At 75.2% G+C, this 11,545-nt stretch carries 13 protein-coding genes, 1 pseudogene and 1 riboswitch; of the genes and pseudogenes, 3 read left to right on the forward strand and 11 right to left on the reverse strand.

Annotation, left to right across the window (positions count from 1 at the left end; translation table 11 throughout):
- Window positions 1–57: 57 nt before the first annotated feature.
- From OG994_RS00935 to OG994_RS00945, 3 genes are read right to left on the reverse strand one after another with little or no spacing between them, the layout of a single operon-like run.
- A complete protein-coding gene (locus tag OG994_RS00935; RefSeq protein ID WP_120330338.1) occupies window positions 58–606 on the reverse strand; it encodes a DsbA family protein in 549 nt (182 codons plus the stop codon).
- A complete protein-coding gene (locus OG994_RS00940; protein WP_120330339.1) occupies window positions 603–1,100 on the reverse strand; it encodes a redoxin domain-containing protein in 498 nt (165 codons plus the stop codon). The genes OG994_RS00935 and OG994_RS00940 overlap by 4 nt, the downstream gene beginning before the upstream one ends.
- A gap of 54 nt (window positions 1,101–1,154) precedes the next feature.
- Window positions 1,155–1,841 carry a BON domain-containing protein gene (locus tag OG994_RS00945; protein ID WP_120330340.1) on the reverse strand — a complete coding sequence of 229 codons (687 nt, stop codon included), beginning with the start codon at window positions 1,839–1,841 and terminating at the stop codon, window positions 1,155–1,157.
- A gap of 175 nt (window positions 1,842–2,016) precedes the next feature.
- Between OG994_RS00945 and OG994_RS00950 the strand changes: the two genes are divergently transcribed.
- A complete protein-coding gene (locus OG994_RS00950) occupies window positions 2,017–2,655 on the forward strand; it encodes a maleylpyruvate isomerase N-terminal domain-containing protein (protein WP_328851913.1) in 639 nt (212 codons plus the stop codon).
- A 172-nt stretch (window positions 2,656–2,827) separates the two neighbouring features.
- Here the strand turns inward: OG994_RS00950 and OG994_RS00955 are convergent, their stop codons facing one another.
- Window positions 2,828–3,235: a hypothetical protein gene (locus OG994_RS00955; protein ID WP_120330342.1), complete on the reverse strand. Its 408-nt coding sequence runs from the start codon at window positions 3,233–3,235 to the stop codon at window positions 2,828–2,830.
- A gap of 420 nt (window positions 3,236–3,655) precedes the next feature.
- Window positions 3,656–3,793, reverse strand: coding sequence for a hypothetical protein (locus tag OG994_RS00960; protein WP_158610131.1), 138 nt, complete (start codon window positions 3,791–3,793; stop codon window positions 3,656–3,658).
- A gap of 351 nt (window positions 3,794–4,144) precedes the next feature.
- Here OG994_RS00960 and OG994_RS00965 point away from each other — a divergent pair, with 351 nt between their 5' ends.
- Complete coding sequence (locus tag OG994_RS00965; RefSeq protein ID WP_120330343.1) at window positions 4,145–4,507, forward strand: STAS domain-containing protein; 363 nt, start codon at window positions 4,145–4,147, stop codon at window positions 4,505–4,507.
- A gap of 180 nt (window positions 4,508–4,687) precedes the next feature.
- On the opposite strand, the gene surE is transcribed toward OG994_RS00965, so the two are convergent.
- Both surE and OG994_RS00975 read right to left on the reverse strand, forming a co-directional pair.
- Entirely contained in the window at window positions 4,688–5,512 is an 825-nt protein-coding gene (gene surE, locus OG994_RS00970; protein ID WP_328851914.1) for a 5'/3'-nucleotidase SurE, read from the reverse strand.
- Window positions 5,509–6,522 (reverse strand): PfkB family carbohydrate kinase, encoded by a 1,014-nt coding sequence (locus OG994_RS00975; RefSeq protein WP_240033086.1) that lies wholly within the window; start codon window positions 6,520–6,522, stop codon window positions 5,509–5,511. The genes surE and OG994_RS00975 overlap by 4 nt, the downstream gene beginning before the upstream one ends.
- Before the next feature lie 157 nt (window positions 6,523–6,679).
- Here OG994_RS00975 and OG994_RS00980 point away from each other — a divergent pair, with 157 nt between their 5' ends.
- Window positions 6,680–7,150 (forward strand): SRPBCC family protein, encoded by a 471-nt coding sequence (locus OG994_RS00980; protein ID WP_328851915.1) that lies wholly within the window; start codon window positions 6,680–6,682, stop codon window positions 7,148–7,150.
- 4 nt (window positions 7,151–7,154) lie between these two features.
- Here the strand turns inward: OG994_RS00980 and OG994_RS00985 are convergent, their stop codons facing one another.
- The 4 genes and pseudogenes from OG994_RS00985 to OG994_RS01000 all read right to left on the reverse strand — a co-directional run bounded on the left by OG994_RS00985 (window position 7,155) and on the right by OG994_RS01000 (window position 11,460).
- Window positions 7,155–7,670 carry a hypothetical protein gene (locus tag OG994_RS00985; protein ID WP_120330346.1) on the reverse strand — a complete coding sequence of 172 codons (516 nt, stop codon included), beginning with the start codon at window positions 7,668–7,670 and terminating at the stop codon, window positions 7,155–7,157.
- A 115-nt stretch (window positions 7,671–7,785) separates the two neighbouring features.
- Window positions 7,786–8,847: a coiled-coil domain-containing protein gene (locus OG994_RS00990; RefSeq protein ID WP_120330347.1), complete on the reverse strand. Its 1,062-nt coding sequence runs from the start codon at window positions 8,845–8,847 to the stop codon at window positions 7,786–7,788.
- Between the two features lie 4 nt (window positions 8,848–8,851).
- Window positions 8,852–8,984: riboswitch (cyclic di-AMP (ydaO/yuaA leader) on the reverse strand.
- A gap of 170 nt (window positions 8,985–9,154) precedes the next feature.
- Window positions 9,155–9,303 (reverse strand): annotated as a pseudogene (locus OG994_RS00995) (cation diffusion facilitator family transporter); the annotation flags it as partial.
- Between the two features lie 45 nt (window positions 9,304–9,348).
- A complete protein-coding gene (locus OG994_RS01000) occupies window positions 9,349–11,460 on the reverse strand; it encodes a HelD family protein (RefSeq protein WP_328851916.1) in 2,112 nt (703 codons plus the stop codon).
- Window positions 11,461–11,545: the final 85 nt, after the last annotated feature.

Below are 11,545 nucleotides of genomic sequence, written 5' to 3' on the forward strand. Positions count from 1 at the left end.
GCCGCCCGCGACCCTGGCGGGCCGCGGGCGGCGACGTCGGGTGCCGGGCCTGCACGGTCACGTGTCCGCGGCGGCGTCGACCGCGGCGAGCAGTTCGGGCAGCGCGTAGCCCCCGTCGTGACGGACGTCGTTGACGAAGAGCGTGGGCGTGCCGTTCACGCCGCTGCGGATCCCGCCCACGAAGTCCCGCCGCACCCGGTCGGCGTGCGCCTGCTTGTCCACCTCGGCGGCGATCTCGTCGGGTGGCAGGCCGAGCTGCTCGACGCCGAGCGACAGGTGCACGGGGTCGAGCTGGTCCTGGTGCTCGTAGAGCCAGTCGTGCATGTCCCAGAACCGGCCCCGGACCCCGGCCGCCTCGGCGGCCTCCGCGGCACGCTCGGCGTACGGGTGCACGTTGGCGATCGGGAAGTAGCGGTAGACGAGGCGTACCGTTCCCTCCCGCTGCCGGAGCAGCTCGGTCAGGTTCGGGTACGCCGCACCGCAGTACTGGCACTGGAAGTCGCCGTACTCGACGACGGTCACCGGGGCGTCGGCCGCGCCCCGGACGTGGTCGGCTCCGGTCACCGGCGTCCGGAGACGGGCGGTGACCTGCAGGGGGGTCGTCATCCGGCCATCACCTCCCGGCCGCTGCGCAGCCGTTCCAGTGCGTCGAGGATGCCGTCCGCGCCCGGGTTCACCTCCGGCGGCGAGATGTGGCTCCAGGCAACCGTGCCGTCCGGGTCGAGCACCACCAGCGCCCGGGCGGCTTCGCCACGCGGGGTGTAGGCGCCGTACGCGCGGGCCACCGCGCCCTTGGGCTCGAAGTCCGCCAGCAGCGGGAACTCGATCCCCTGGCTCTGCGCGAACGCCCGGTGCGACCAGAGACTGTCGACCGAGATGCCCAGCACCGCCGCCCCGTACCGGTCGAACTCCGGCTTGGCGGCCTGGTAGAGCACCATCTGGTCACCGCAGACGGGGCTCCAGTCGGCCGGGTAGAACGCGAGGACCACCGGCCGGCCGCGGTACTGCGCCGGTCCGGTGTGCCGCCCGTCCGGGGTGGCGGGCAGGGAGAAGTCGGGCGCCCGCCGCCCCGGTTCGATCAGCCCGTTCGAATCAGTCATGACTCCCACGCTCGCGCGCGACGGGGTGAGGGCGGCTCACCCCGGCCGGGTGGTTCAGCGCAGCACCGGGGCGACGGCGAGGCGGTTCTGCACCTCCCGGATCCCCGGGGCGGACCACGCCACCCGCTCCACCTCGGCGCGCTCGGGCATCGAGTGCACCAGCCCGGTGAGCACCACCGTGTCGCCATGCACCCGCACCGTGACCCGTTCGGCCTCGGTGGCCCGGTTGCGGGCCAGGGCGTCGACGATCCGTTCGGTCAGTTCACGCCCGTCGGGGCGGACCGAGGGGCGGACGGTGATCCCGTTGCTCACCCCGCGTACGCCGGCCAGCCGGCTCACGGCCCGTTCGGCGGCCCGCCGCTGGTACTCCCACTCGACCTCGCCGTGCAGGGTGACCCAGCCGCCCGACACGGTGACCTGCACCTGCTCGATCGGCACGAACGCGTCCCACTCCAGCGCGTGCCCGACCGCGGCGGCGACCTCCGGGTCGGCCCGCTCCGCACCGCCGGGCAGCTGGACGGTGACGTCGTTGGCGACCGCGCGTACCCGCGGCACGCGGTGCGCCGCGCGTTCGGCGGCCCACTTCTTCGCGTAGCTGTCCACACGCCCGGTGAGCGTCACCACGCCCTCGGACACGGTCACCCCGATCTCGTGCGGTCGGACCCGCGGTTCCCAGGTCAGCTCGTCGAGGACGTCGGACTGGATGTCCTGGTCCGTACGGGTGGTCGTCTCGGTGGCCATCTCTCCCTCCTCCGGTCGGGTGGGGCGGCTCCGGCACGCACCCTCGCCTGCAGCGATGCTGCCGCCGGTCCGGGTGAGCCGCCCTCGCCCGGGCCGGGTGACCTCCCCGGCCGGCGAGCCGCCGATCATGGAGGGTCATAGGCTCGTCGGATCCCACCCCTTGAGGAGGTACGCCATGACGGCGATCCGGACGTCATACCTCACCGCCGCGCGGTCAGCCGTACGGCTGCTGGCCGACCCGGCCGTCGCCGCGCGCTGGGACACGCCCAGCGCGCTGGCCGAGTTCCGCGTCGCCGGTCTCGCCGGGCACCTCGCCTCGCAGGTCTTCCAGGTCGAGACCATGCTCGCCGCGCCGGTGCCGCCGGGCGAACCCATCGGCCTGCTCGACCACTACGCGCGGGGCACCTGGGCCGGGGCCGGCGTCGACCACGAGGTGAACGTGGGCATCCGCCGGGTGGGGGAGGAGATCGCCGAGGATGGCGCCGCCGCCCTCGTCACGCGGACCGAGGCGGCGGTGGAACGGTTGGCCGGCGCGCTGCCCGGCGAACCGGCCGACCGGGTCGTGCATCTGGCCCGGGGGCCGTGGTCGCTCACCCTCGACGACTTCCTGACCACCCGGCTCATGGAACTGGCGGTGCACTCCGACGACCTGGCGGTCAGCGTCGGCGTACCCACGCCGGAGCTGCCCGAGGAGGTGATCGAGCCGGTGCTGTCCCTGCTCGCCCGGCTCGCCGTACGCCGGCACGGCCAGCCCGCCGTCCTGCGCGCCCTGACCCGAGCCGAGCGCGCCCCAACCTTGATCAACGCCTTCTGACCCGCCCGCCCGCCCGGCCCGCCCGGTCCTCCCGCGTCCCTTGCGCGGTCCTCCCGCGGCCCTTGCGCGTCGATCATGAGGTTATTGCCGGCCCGCGCGGCGTGTCGCGGCAATAACCTCATGATCGACCCCGGTGGGCGCGGGGGCGGGGTGGGTAGGGCGGAGGGTGGGGTCAGGTGTCGAGGTTGACGGGGGAGTTGGGGCGGTCGACGTCCACGAACTCGATGTCCTCCACGGCGTGGTCCTCCCGGCTGCCCGCCGCCCGGGCGGCCGTACCCACGGCCCAGCCGATCGCGACGCCGGCGAGGGCGACGCCGACCAGCAGGGTCCACGGCAGCGCCGGCCGCCGGCCGGCGAGCGCGTCGAAGGCGAGGACGGCCCGGCGGCGTGCCTCCTCGGCGGCGGAGCCGACCAGCTCGCCGGCGCCGTCACCGAGCCGGTTGCCGCCGCGCCGGGCGGAGCGGGCGGTGTCGCGGACGCTGTCCCCGGCGGCGTTCACGGCGGAGAGCAGGTTCTGCCACGCCTGGTCCGCGATCCGTTCCGGTCTGCTGCGGCGGTCCAGCAGGGTGCTTCCGAACATCGGGTTTACCTCCTCGGGGTGCCGGACGCGGCGGCAGCCGCCGCGTCCGGCGCGTCGCGGGTTGGCCTACCCGCCAGTGCCCCGCCCGTCGACGCCGCAAACGCTCCCCACGTGTCGGCCGCGTCGGCGGTCGGTACGCGACGGCCGGCCGTAGACGCCTCGCCACGCATCGAGGCCCCGAAGGCGCCCCACGCGCCAGCGGCGCGGACGCTCCCCGCACCCGGCGCTGCCCGGCGACGCTGGCGCTGCCCACGCCCGATGCTCCCCGCGCGCTCACGCGCCGGCGGCAGGGACGCCCCCGCCCGCGAGGGTCCCCGGCGACGCCGGAGCCGCCCGCGCCCGGCGCTGCCCGCGCCCCCGACGCTTCGCGGGCGACGCCGGCGTTGCTCTCACGGACGCCGACGGGCGCCGGTGGTCACGTCAGCGGACCAGGACCACCACCGGGCCGCGGGCGAAGTCGTCGTCGTCATCGTCGTCGTCCCCGCCGCCGAAGCCGCAGGCCAGTACGAGGGCGAGCAGCGCGGTGACACCGGCCAGCCCGGCGAGTTTCTTGATCATTGATCGTCCTCTCCGTCGTGGGCTCCCGGCCGATGCTAGGCAGCCCGGGCAACCTCCGGCCCGGGCGTGCTGCCCGGATCGTCCCGTTCCGGGGCGTGGTGGACGCGCCCGGGACGCGCCGTTTCGACCCCCCTGGCCGCCACCGGTTACTCTGGGTCCGCGACCGCCGGTCCTGGCGAACCGGTGAACGAAGTGACGAACAGAAGAGTCCGGACAAGGGTGACGAGTCGTGCCCTGATCCGCGAATTGCTCATCCCCCGGGGTGGCGACCGAGGCCGTCGGAGGAATACGCTCGGTCGCGGCCCGCGTACTGACGAGGCGCCCGGGGGACGGGCGGGTGGAGGTGCTCGCGTGAGCCTGTCGATCGTGAAGTCGGTTCTGTCCGGTGGTGTGGTGGAGATCGCCCCGCGGGGCGAGATCGATGTCGACACCGCCTACGAGGTGCGCGAGGCGATCGCCGAGGTCCTGGCCAAGGGCCGCCCGACCCGCATCGAGCTCAACATGCGACTGGTCACGTTCATCGACTCCGTCGGTATCAGCGCGATGGTCGCCGGCTTCCAGACCGCCGAGGTCAGCGGCGTCAAGCTGGTGGTCACCGAGCCCAGCCGGTTCGTGCACCGGCAGCTCTGGGTGACCGGCCTGCTCGGGCTCTTCGGCGCACCGGAGCCCTACTACGCGGGCACCGCGCAGCCCGAGGTGCTCCCGGGCGCCTGACCCGCGCCACTGACGCCCGCGCTCCCGTCTGAAGGCCGCGCCGCCGCGGGACGCCCGCCTCACGCCCGCGCTCTCGTCTGACGCCCGCCGCCGTCTGACGCCCGCCTCACGCCCGCCGTCATGGGACGGCCGGGACAGCGCCCCGGGCCGGCACTTCACGGCGCCGCCGCTCGGGCGTGGTCAGCGCCCGTCCAGGTCGGACAGGTCCACGTCGGTGACCTCGGTGACCGCCCGGATGGCCGTCACCGAGGCGTACCCCTGGGCGAGCAGCGCCACGTCCGTGCCGGCCTGCGCCGCCTGGCCGGGCTCCTCCAGGGAGGTACGGACGAAGCCGTGCCCGGCCTCGGCCACCGTCATCTGCACCTGGCCGAAGGTGGCGAGCGAGGCCCGGCGTACCCCGCGCAGCCGTTCGTGCGGCAGGTCGGGCGCGTTGACGTTGAGCACGCTCTCCACCGGGGCGGCGGTGAGCCGGGGCAGCAGGTCGAGGGCGACCCGGGCGGCGGTCGACCAGTGCCGGTCGGTGTCGCGTACCCGCGCGGCGGCGGTCACGGCGGCGCCGCCGCTCGCCGCGGTGGCCTCCCCTGCGGACAGGACGTCGAGCGAGACGGCCATCGCCCGGCAGCCGTTCGCGGCGGCCGTGAAGGCGGCGCCGACGGTGCCGGAGTGCAGGACGGCGCGCCCCGCGTTGGCGCCCCGGTTGACGCCGGACAGCACGGCCGACGGCGGCGGCCCGAACGCGCCGTGCATCGCGATGAGCGCGATGAAGCCCGGCGAGCCGCCGACCCCGTACGCGGGGACGCCCGGCAGCTCGACCAGCGGGTGGTCGCGGACGACGACGTGTCCCTCCTGCTCCACCGCGGTCATCGCGGCGCTCATGCCGCTCGCCTCCTCGAGCGGGGCGGCGACCACGACGTCCAGGCCGCGCTCCACGGCCTCCCGCGCCAGCGCCAGGATGCCGGGCGCGCCGATCCCGTCGTCGTTGGTGACGAGCACCCGCAGCGTCATCGCTCGGCCGCCCGGTCGGCCAGTTCGTCCGGGGTGGTGCGCTCCTGCGGCCGGGCGACGGCCGGGACCAGCCGCACCCGGTCGACGAGGCCGCTGATCGAGTCGAGCCGTCCGGTGCCGAGCCCGTGCCGGGTGACGTTCAGGGCTCCCGCGGCCGCGCCCGTACGGATGGCCGTGCGCAGGTCGCCCCCGCCGGCCACCACGGCGGCCACCCCGGCGGTCATCGAGTCGCCCGCGCCCCGCGGGTCGGCCGCCTGGAGGCGCGGCATCTCCACCTCGAACACCTCGCCGTCGACCAGCGCCAGCGCCGGCCGGTCGGCCCGGCTGACCACGACGCTCTCGGCCCCGGCGGCGTGCAGGTCGTACATGGCGCGGGCGAGCTGGTCCTCGTCGTCGCCGGCGGAGCGGCCGTCCCGGATCAGCTCCTCGTGGCTCACTTTAAGGAAGAAGACCCCGCTGTCCAGCACGGCGGTGAGGTGCTCGCCGGACAGGTCGACCACGACCCGCCCGCCGTTGGCGCCCAGGTCGGCGGCGAACCGCCGGTACAGCTCCGGCGGGACGAGCGTGGGGTCGTTGGGGCCGCTCAGCACGCTGACGGCGGCCCGCAGGCCCTCCCCGAGCGCCAGGTTGTAGAGCTCGTCCAGCTCGTGCCGGCCGAGCGGCTGGCCGGGCACGTCGACGATCTCCCGCCGGGTGCCGCCGCGCCGGTCGTGCACGTACCCGCCGCTGCCCGAGTCGCGCACGACCACCTTGAGGTCCACCCCCTCGCTCACCAGCAGGGGCTCCAGCACCTGGCCGATCTCGCCGCCGAGGGCCGTGCAGAGCACCACCTCGCCGCCCAGCGACATGATCATCCGGGCCTGCCAGACCCCCTGCCCGCCCGGGTGCAGGTGGATCTCCGGCTGGCCGGCCGGCTGGTCCACGGTCACCGTCAGCAGGGGAGTGGGCGCGAAGACCATGACGTGCCCGTTCGTGCCCGTGCCCGCGCGCTCGCCCGCCGTACCGTCCATGCGCCCCTCCGTCGGCCCGTGACGTCGCAGTTCCCCGCCTGGTGACCGTCATGCGACCGGTATCCGAAGGCGCGGCATCCGCGCCGCGCTCCCCGCGTTGTTGCCAGCCCCGCCGCCGTGGGTGAGGATCGGCCGAGCGACGTCGGCGGGAGACGGGGTGCTCAGGCGGGATTCGTTCAGTTACACCGTCCAGGCGCGGTGCGCGCTCGCCGACGCCATGGCGCTGCTCGGTGACCTCACGCGGCAGGGCGAGTTGCATCCGCTGATCGTCCGGGTCCGCCGGGTGCCGCCCCGGCCGGGCGCGCTGGCCAGCTACGCCGTCACCGACCGGCTCGCGGCCGGGCCGCTGCGGTTCCCGGTCACCTACCAGGCCGACGTCCTGACGAGCGGGGACGACGAGATCGTGACGGTGGCCCGGCAGTGGCCCGCCACCACGGTGCGCAACCACACCCGCCTGCACACCGAGCCGGGTGGCCTGGTGCGGATCGACGTGGAGATCACCCTCGCGGCGCCGGCGCCGCTGTTCCCGTACGCCTTCCGGCAGGCCCGCGCCGCCCACCTCGCGCTGGCGACGCGGCTCGGCGCGGCGCTCGACCGCGAGGCGGGCGGCCCGACCCCGGCGGCCTGAGCGGTCAGCCGCCGGTGCGCCCGGTCACCGTGGCGCGCCGGCGCGGCGGGGGCGTGGCCCGCCGCAGCCGCCCCCACGGCTTGTACGTGGAGAGCACTGTCGCGACGACCATGAGGCTGGTCGACACGGTGGGCGCGATCACCAGGTCGGCCCGGTCGCCGGGCGGCAGGGCGGCGCCGAGTTCGCCGGCGGCGCGCAGGTTCGGCGTGAGCAGGAACAGCACCAGCAGCACCATCACCGTGGTGATCAGCAGCTTGACGAGCACCCAGCGGTGCCGGAGCAGTCCCCACGGCGTCAGCAGGGCGCTGAGCACACCGACGACCCACACCACGACGCTGAGCGGGGCGAACAGCGCCGTGCCGACCAGCGCGGCGACCGGGTAGACGACGTCGGGGTCGGCGCCGCGCAGCACGGCGACGCCGAGGGTCAGCAGCACCAGGTCGGCGCCGAGCCACCCCAGCGAGGTGACGAGGTGCAGGGTGAGCAGGGCCTTGCGGGCGGTGCGCGGTGTCCGGGTCATGTCCGCGATGCTGCCCGCGCCGGCCCGCCCGGGCGTCCGGCGAGGAACGACACCGCTCCTACGCTCCGGGACGTAGTGCGGGTGGCCCGGCACGGGGACGGGCCACCCGCCGCGGTCAGTACACCGACAGGTGCACGTGGTTGGTGTGGTCGCTGGAGGGGTCCCCGCCCGCCCCGCTGTACGACTTCCATCCGCTGCTGGGCAGCCAGATCTGGCGGTACCAGATCACGTAGAGCACGGCGAGCCGGTCGGAGTTGCGGATGAAGTACGCCGACAGGTTGTTGCCGTACGTCTTGTCGCCGCCGGTGGCGTCGCCGCCGAAGCCGTTCTTCTGTGCGGCGAAGTCGCAGGCCCGGCCCTTGGGATGCTCGCCGGAGCCGCCGCTGCGGTAGCAGGAGACGTAGCGGGTGAAGCCGGCGGCCTTGGCCTGGTTGAGCGCGTGCAGCATGCGCGGGGTGATGCACCCGTTCGCGGGGGTGGGGTCGTTGACGCTGCACGACTCCTTCGGCCAGGAGCCGTCGGAGTTGCGCGGGGCCGGTGCGGCGTTCGCCGTGGAGGTGCCGCGGTTGGAGCTGTCGGTGGTGCGCGCGGCCTTGGCGTTGGCCACCTCGAGCGCGCGTTCGGCCTGTTCCTTGCGCTTGGCCATCACGGCGACCTGCTTGCGTTCCTCGCGGATCTCGCCGTCGAGCGCCGCCCGGGTGCGGGTCATCTGGTCGCGGGTCTCCATGAGGTCGCGCAGGGCGCGGTCCTCGTTGGCGGCGACGGCCTCGAGAGCCGCCGCGCGGTCCAGGAAACCCTCCGGGGTGTTGCTGTTGAGCAGCGCCGACACGGGCCCGAGGCGGCCGGTGCGGTACGCGACCCCGGCGATCTCACCGACCTTGCCGCTGCGCTGGGCGAGTTCCGCCTCGGTCGTCTTGAGCTGCGCCGTGAGCTCCTGCTGCCGTTTGACGGAGCGGGCGAGGGCGGCCTTGGCGTCGAGCCAGCCCTTGCTGGCCGCGTCGAGCTGCGCCCGCAGGGAGGGGGTGCCACCTTCCGGGTCCTGACCGGGGGCGGCGGCGCGGGCCACCGGGGCGGCCTCGGCGGTGCCGGGGGCGATCGCGACGCCGAGGGCGAGCGTCGCGGCGATCAGGGCCGCCATCCGGGCGGCATGTCGTCGTACGGGTGCCACTACTGGCATGCACATGTCCTTCCGTCAGCCGCCGACCGGGTTAGCTGACGGGTTCGGGACGGAAGATCCCTACCGCTGGCGCGGATGCACCCCACGAACATGGTTCCCCGGCTCGCCGCGTCGCGGCGATTAGGCGACGGCCGCCGCCGGCGCCGGTGGGCGCCGCCTGGCGGAGGCCGGGACCGAGCCTACCGGGGCCAGTGTGGTTGATGCAGCAGATGTGACTCTGTGTGTCTACCCAGACACGGAAAAATGGCGCAAAAGCGGGCTAGACGGGCGTGTGCTCGTCACCACTCCATGGCGCCGCAGGCGCCCGGCGCCGCGCGGTGCGGCCGAGGCGCCAGGTGCGGGGGAGGATGAGAACGCCGATCGCCACGCCACCACCGGGTCGGCCCACCACCAGCCGGTCGCCGCGATGAGCGCCGCCACGGCGATCACGCCGAGCAGGTCGCCCGGCACCTCCAGGGCAGTTGTCGGAGAAGGCGCGACCCGGCCCGTCCGACGTTCGCCTCAGGCGGTCGGCTCGATCGTGGTGAGCCGCTGGGTCGCCCGGGACAGCGCCACGTAGAGCGTCCGGACGCCGGCATCGGCGCGGATCTCGCCCGGCGCCACCAGCACCACCCCGTCGTACTCCATGCCCTTCGCCTCCAGGCTGGTCACCACCTGGAGGCGGGGCGCGCCGAGGCCGCCCAGCCAGCCGGCCACCTCGTCCCGGCGGGACACCGGGGTGATCACCCCGACCGTCCCCTCCACCTCGGCGAGCAGGCCCGTCACCGCCGCCACCGTGGTGGTCTCCAGCTCGCCCGCCGGCACCGTCAGCTCGACCGGCTCGACGCCGGTGGAGCGGACGGCGGTGGGCAGCGGCAGGTCCGGGTCGAGGCGGCGGATCTCGGCGGCCGCCACCGCGAAGATCTCCGCCGAGTTGCGGTAGTTGGTGGTGAGCGTGAAGTGGTGCCGGCGGCGGCGCCCCAGCGCCTGGTCCCGGGCGCGGGTCAGCTCCGCCGGGTCACCCGTCCAGGCCGTCTGGGCGGGATCGCCCACCACCGTCCAGGACGCCAGCCGGCCGCGCCGGCCGATCATCCGCCACTGCATCGGCGAGACGTCCTGCGCCTCGTCCACCACGACGTGCGCGTACTCCCGGTAGTCCGCCGGGCGCTCCCGGGCCGCCTCCCGCGCGGCGCGCTGCCGGTCGGCGTGCGTGCTCAGCTCCCGCACCCCGCCGGCGAGCTGGAACGGGTCACGCCTCGGCCGGCGCGGCTGCACCGGCTTGCCGAGCAGCGCGTCCAGCTCGTCCAGGAGGGCGATGTCGGCGACCGTCAGCCCCTCGGTGTCCAGGCTCCGGTACGCCTCGGCCAGCAGCCGGATCTCCGCCCCGGAGAGGACGCCGCCGGCGTACCGGCGCAGCCGCTCCGGTCGGGCCAGCCAGCCCAGCACGTGGCGCGGGTGCAGCCGGGGCCACCAGGCCTTGAGGAACTCCCGGAACTCCGGCCGGTCGGCGATCTCGTCCTCGAAGGCCCGCTGCTCGGGCAGGCGGGCGATGTCGAGCCGCCGCGCCTGCGCCCACAGCGCGGCGAAGACGCCGTCGAAGCCGGCCCGGCGCACCTCGTTGCGGCGGGCGCCCCGTGGCAGCGCGCGTTCCCGGATCCCGTCCAGCTCCTTGCGGTCCAGCCGCAGCAGCGCACCCCGGTAGAGCAGGCGCAGCTCGGTGGGGCCGTCGGGCACCGCGTCCCGGACCGCGCGTTCCAGCACGCGGCGCATCCGCAGCGACCCCTTCACGGCCGCCACCTCCGGCGGATCGGTGCGGGTGGCGCTCATGCCCGGGAAGAGCGTGCCGAGCGAGTGCAGGGTGGCGGTCTCCTCACCGAGGGAGGGCAGCACCGAGGCGATGTACTCCACGAAGACGGAGGAGGGCCCGACCACGAGGATTCCGCCGCCGGCGTACCGGCTGCGGTCGGTGTAGAGCAGGTACGCGGCCCGGTGCAGGGCCACCGCCGTCTTGCCGGTGCCCGGCCCGCCGGAGACGATCGTCACGCCGGAGCCGGGGGAGCGGATGGCCTCGTCCTGCTCCCGCTGGATGGTGGCCACGATGTCGCGCATGCCCCGCCCCGTGGCCCGGGAGAGCGTCGCCAGGAGCGCGCCGTCGCCGACCACTGCCAGGTCCGGCGGGGCGGCGGCCGGGTCGAGCAGGTCGTCCTCGATCCGGACGACCCGCTCGCCGCTGGACTGGATGGTCCGGCGGCGCACCACGCCGAGCGGCTGCGCCGGGGTGGCCCGGTAGAAGGCGGCGGCGGCCGGGGCCCGCCAGTCCACCACGAGGCTCGCCGCGTTCTCGTCCCGGATGCCGAGCCGGCCGATGTGCAGCACCTGGCCGTCGCGCAGGTCGAGGCGGCCGAAGACGAGCCCCTCGTGCTCGGCGTCCAGGACGTGCCGTCGCTGCGCCGCGTGGAACACCATGGCGTCGCGCTCGACGAGCGCACCGAGATTGCCGACCCGGGCGAGCCGGTAGCCGTCCCGCTCGGCGCGGACCGCCGCCCGCCGCAGCTCGGCGAGTCGGGCGTACACCCGGTCGAGATGCCGCTGCTCGACGGCGATCTCCTGCTCCAGGGTGGTCTGGTCGGTCACACACGCTCCTGATCCCCGTCGGCGCGGGCCCGCGGCTCGCGGGCCGCGCGCCGGGCCAACCGAACGAGGGTACGCCCCGGCCGGT

This window comes from Micromonospora globbae (genome assembly GCF_036184225.1).
Taxonomy (GTDB): domain Bacteria; phylum Actinomycetota; class Actinomycetes; order Mycobacteriales; family Micromonosporaceae; genus Micromonospora; species Micromonospora globbae.

What these genes read in the sequence shown, in the direction of transcription:
- OG994_RS00955 (WP_120330342.1), bottom strand. Translation starts at nt 3,235, where the DNA reads ATGTTCGGAAGCACCCTGCTGGACCGCCGCAGCAGACCGGAACGGATC.
- OG994_RS00935 (WP_120330338.1), bottom strand. Translation starts at nt 606, where the DNA reads ATGACGACCCCCCTGCAGGTCACCGCCCGTCTCCGGACGCCGGTGACC.
- OG994_RS00945 (WP_120330340.1), bottom strand. Translation starts at nt 1,841, where the DNA reads ATGGCCACCGAGACGACCACCCGTACGGACCAGGACATCCAGTCCGAC.
- OG994_RS00985 (WP_120330346.1), bottom strand. Translation starts at nt 7,670, where the DNA reads ATGACCCGGACACCGCGCACCGCCCGCAAGGCCCTGCTCACCCTGCAC.
- OG994_RS00960 (WP_158610131.1), bottom strand. Translation starts at nt 3,793, where the DNA reads ATGATCAAGAAACTCGCCGGGCTGGCCGGTGTCACCGCGCTGCTCGCC.
- OG994_RS00990 (WP_120330347.1), bottom strand. Translation starts at nt 8,847, where the DNA reads ATGCCAGTAGTGGCACCCGTACGACGACATGCCGCCCGGATGGCGGCC.
- OG994_RS00950 (WP_328851913.1), top strand. Translation starts at nt 2,017, where the DNA reads ATGACGGCGATCCGGACGTCATACCTCACCGCCGCGCGGTCAGCCGTA.
- OG994_RS00975 (WP_240033086.1), bottom strand. Translation starts at nt 6,522, where the DNA reads ATGGACGGTACGGCGGGCGAGCGCGCGGGCACGGGCACGAACGGGCAC.
- surE (WP_328851914.1), bottom strand. Translation starts at nt 5,512, where the DNA reads ATGACGCTGCGGGTGCTCGTCACCAACGACGACGGGATCGGCGCGCCC.
- OG994_RS00940 (WP_120330339.1), bottom strand. Translation starts at nt 1,100, where the DNA reads ATGACTGATTCGAACGGGCTGATCGAACCGGGGCGGCGGGCGCCCGAC.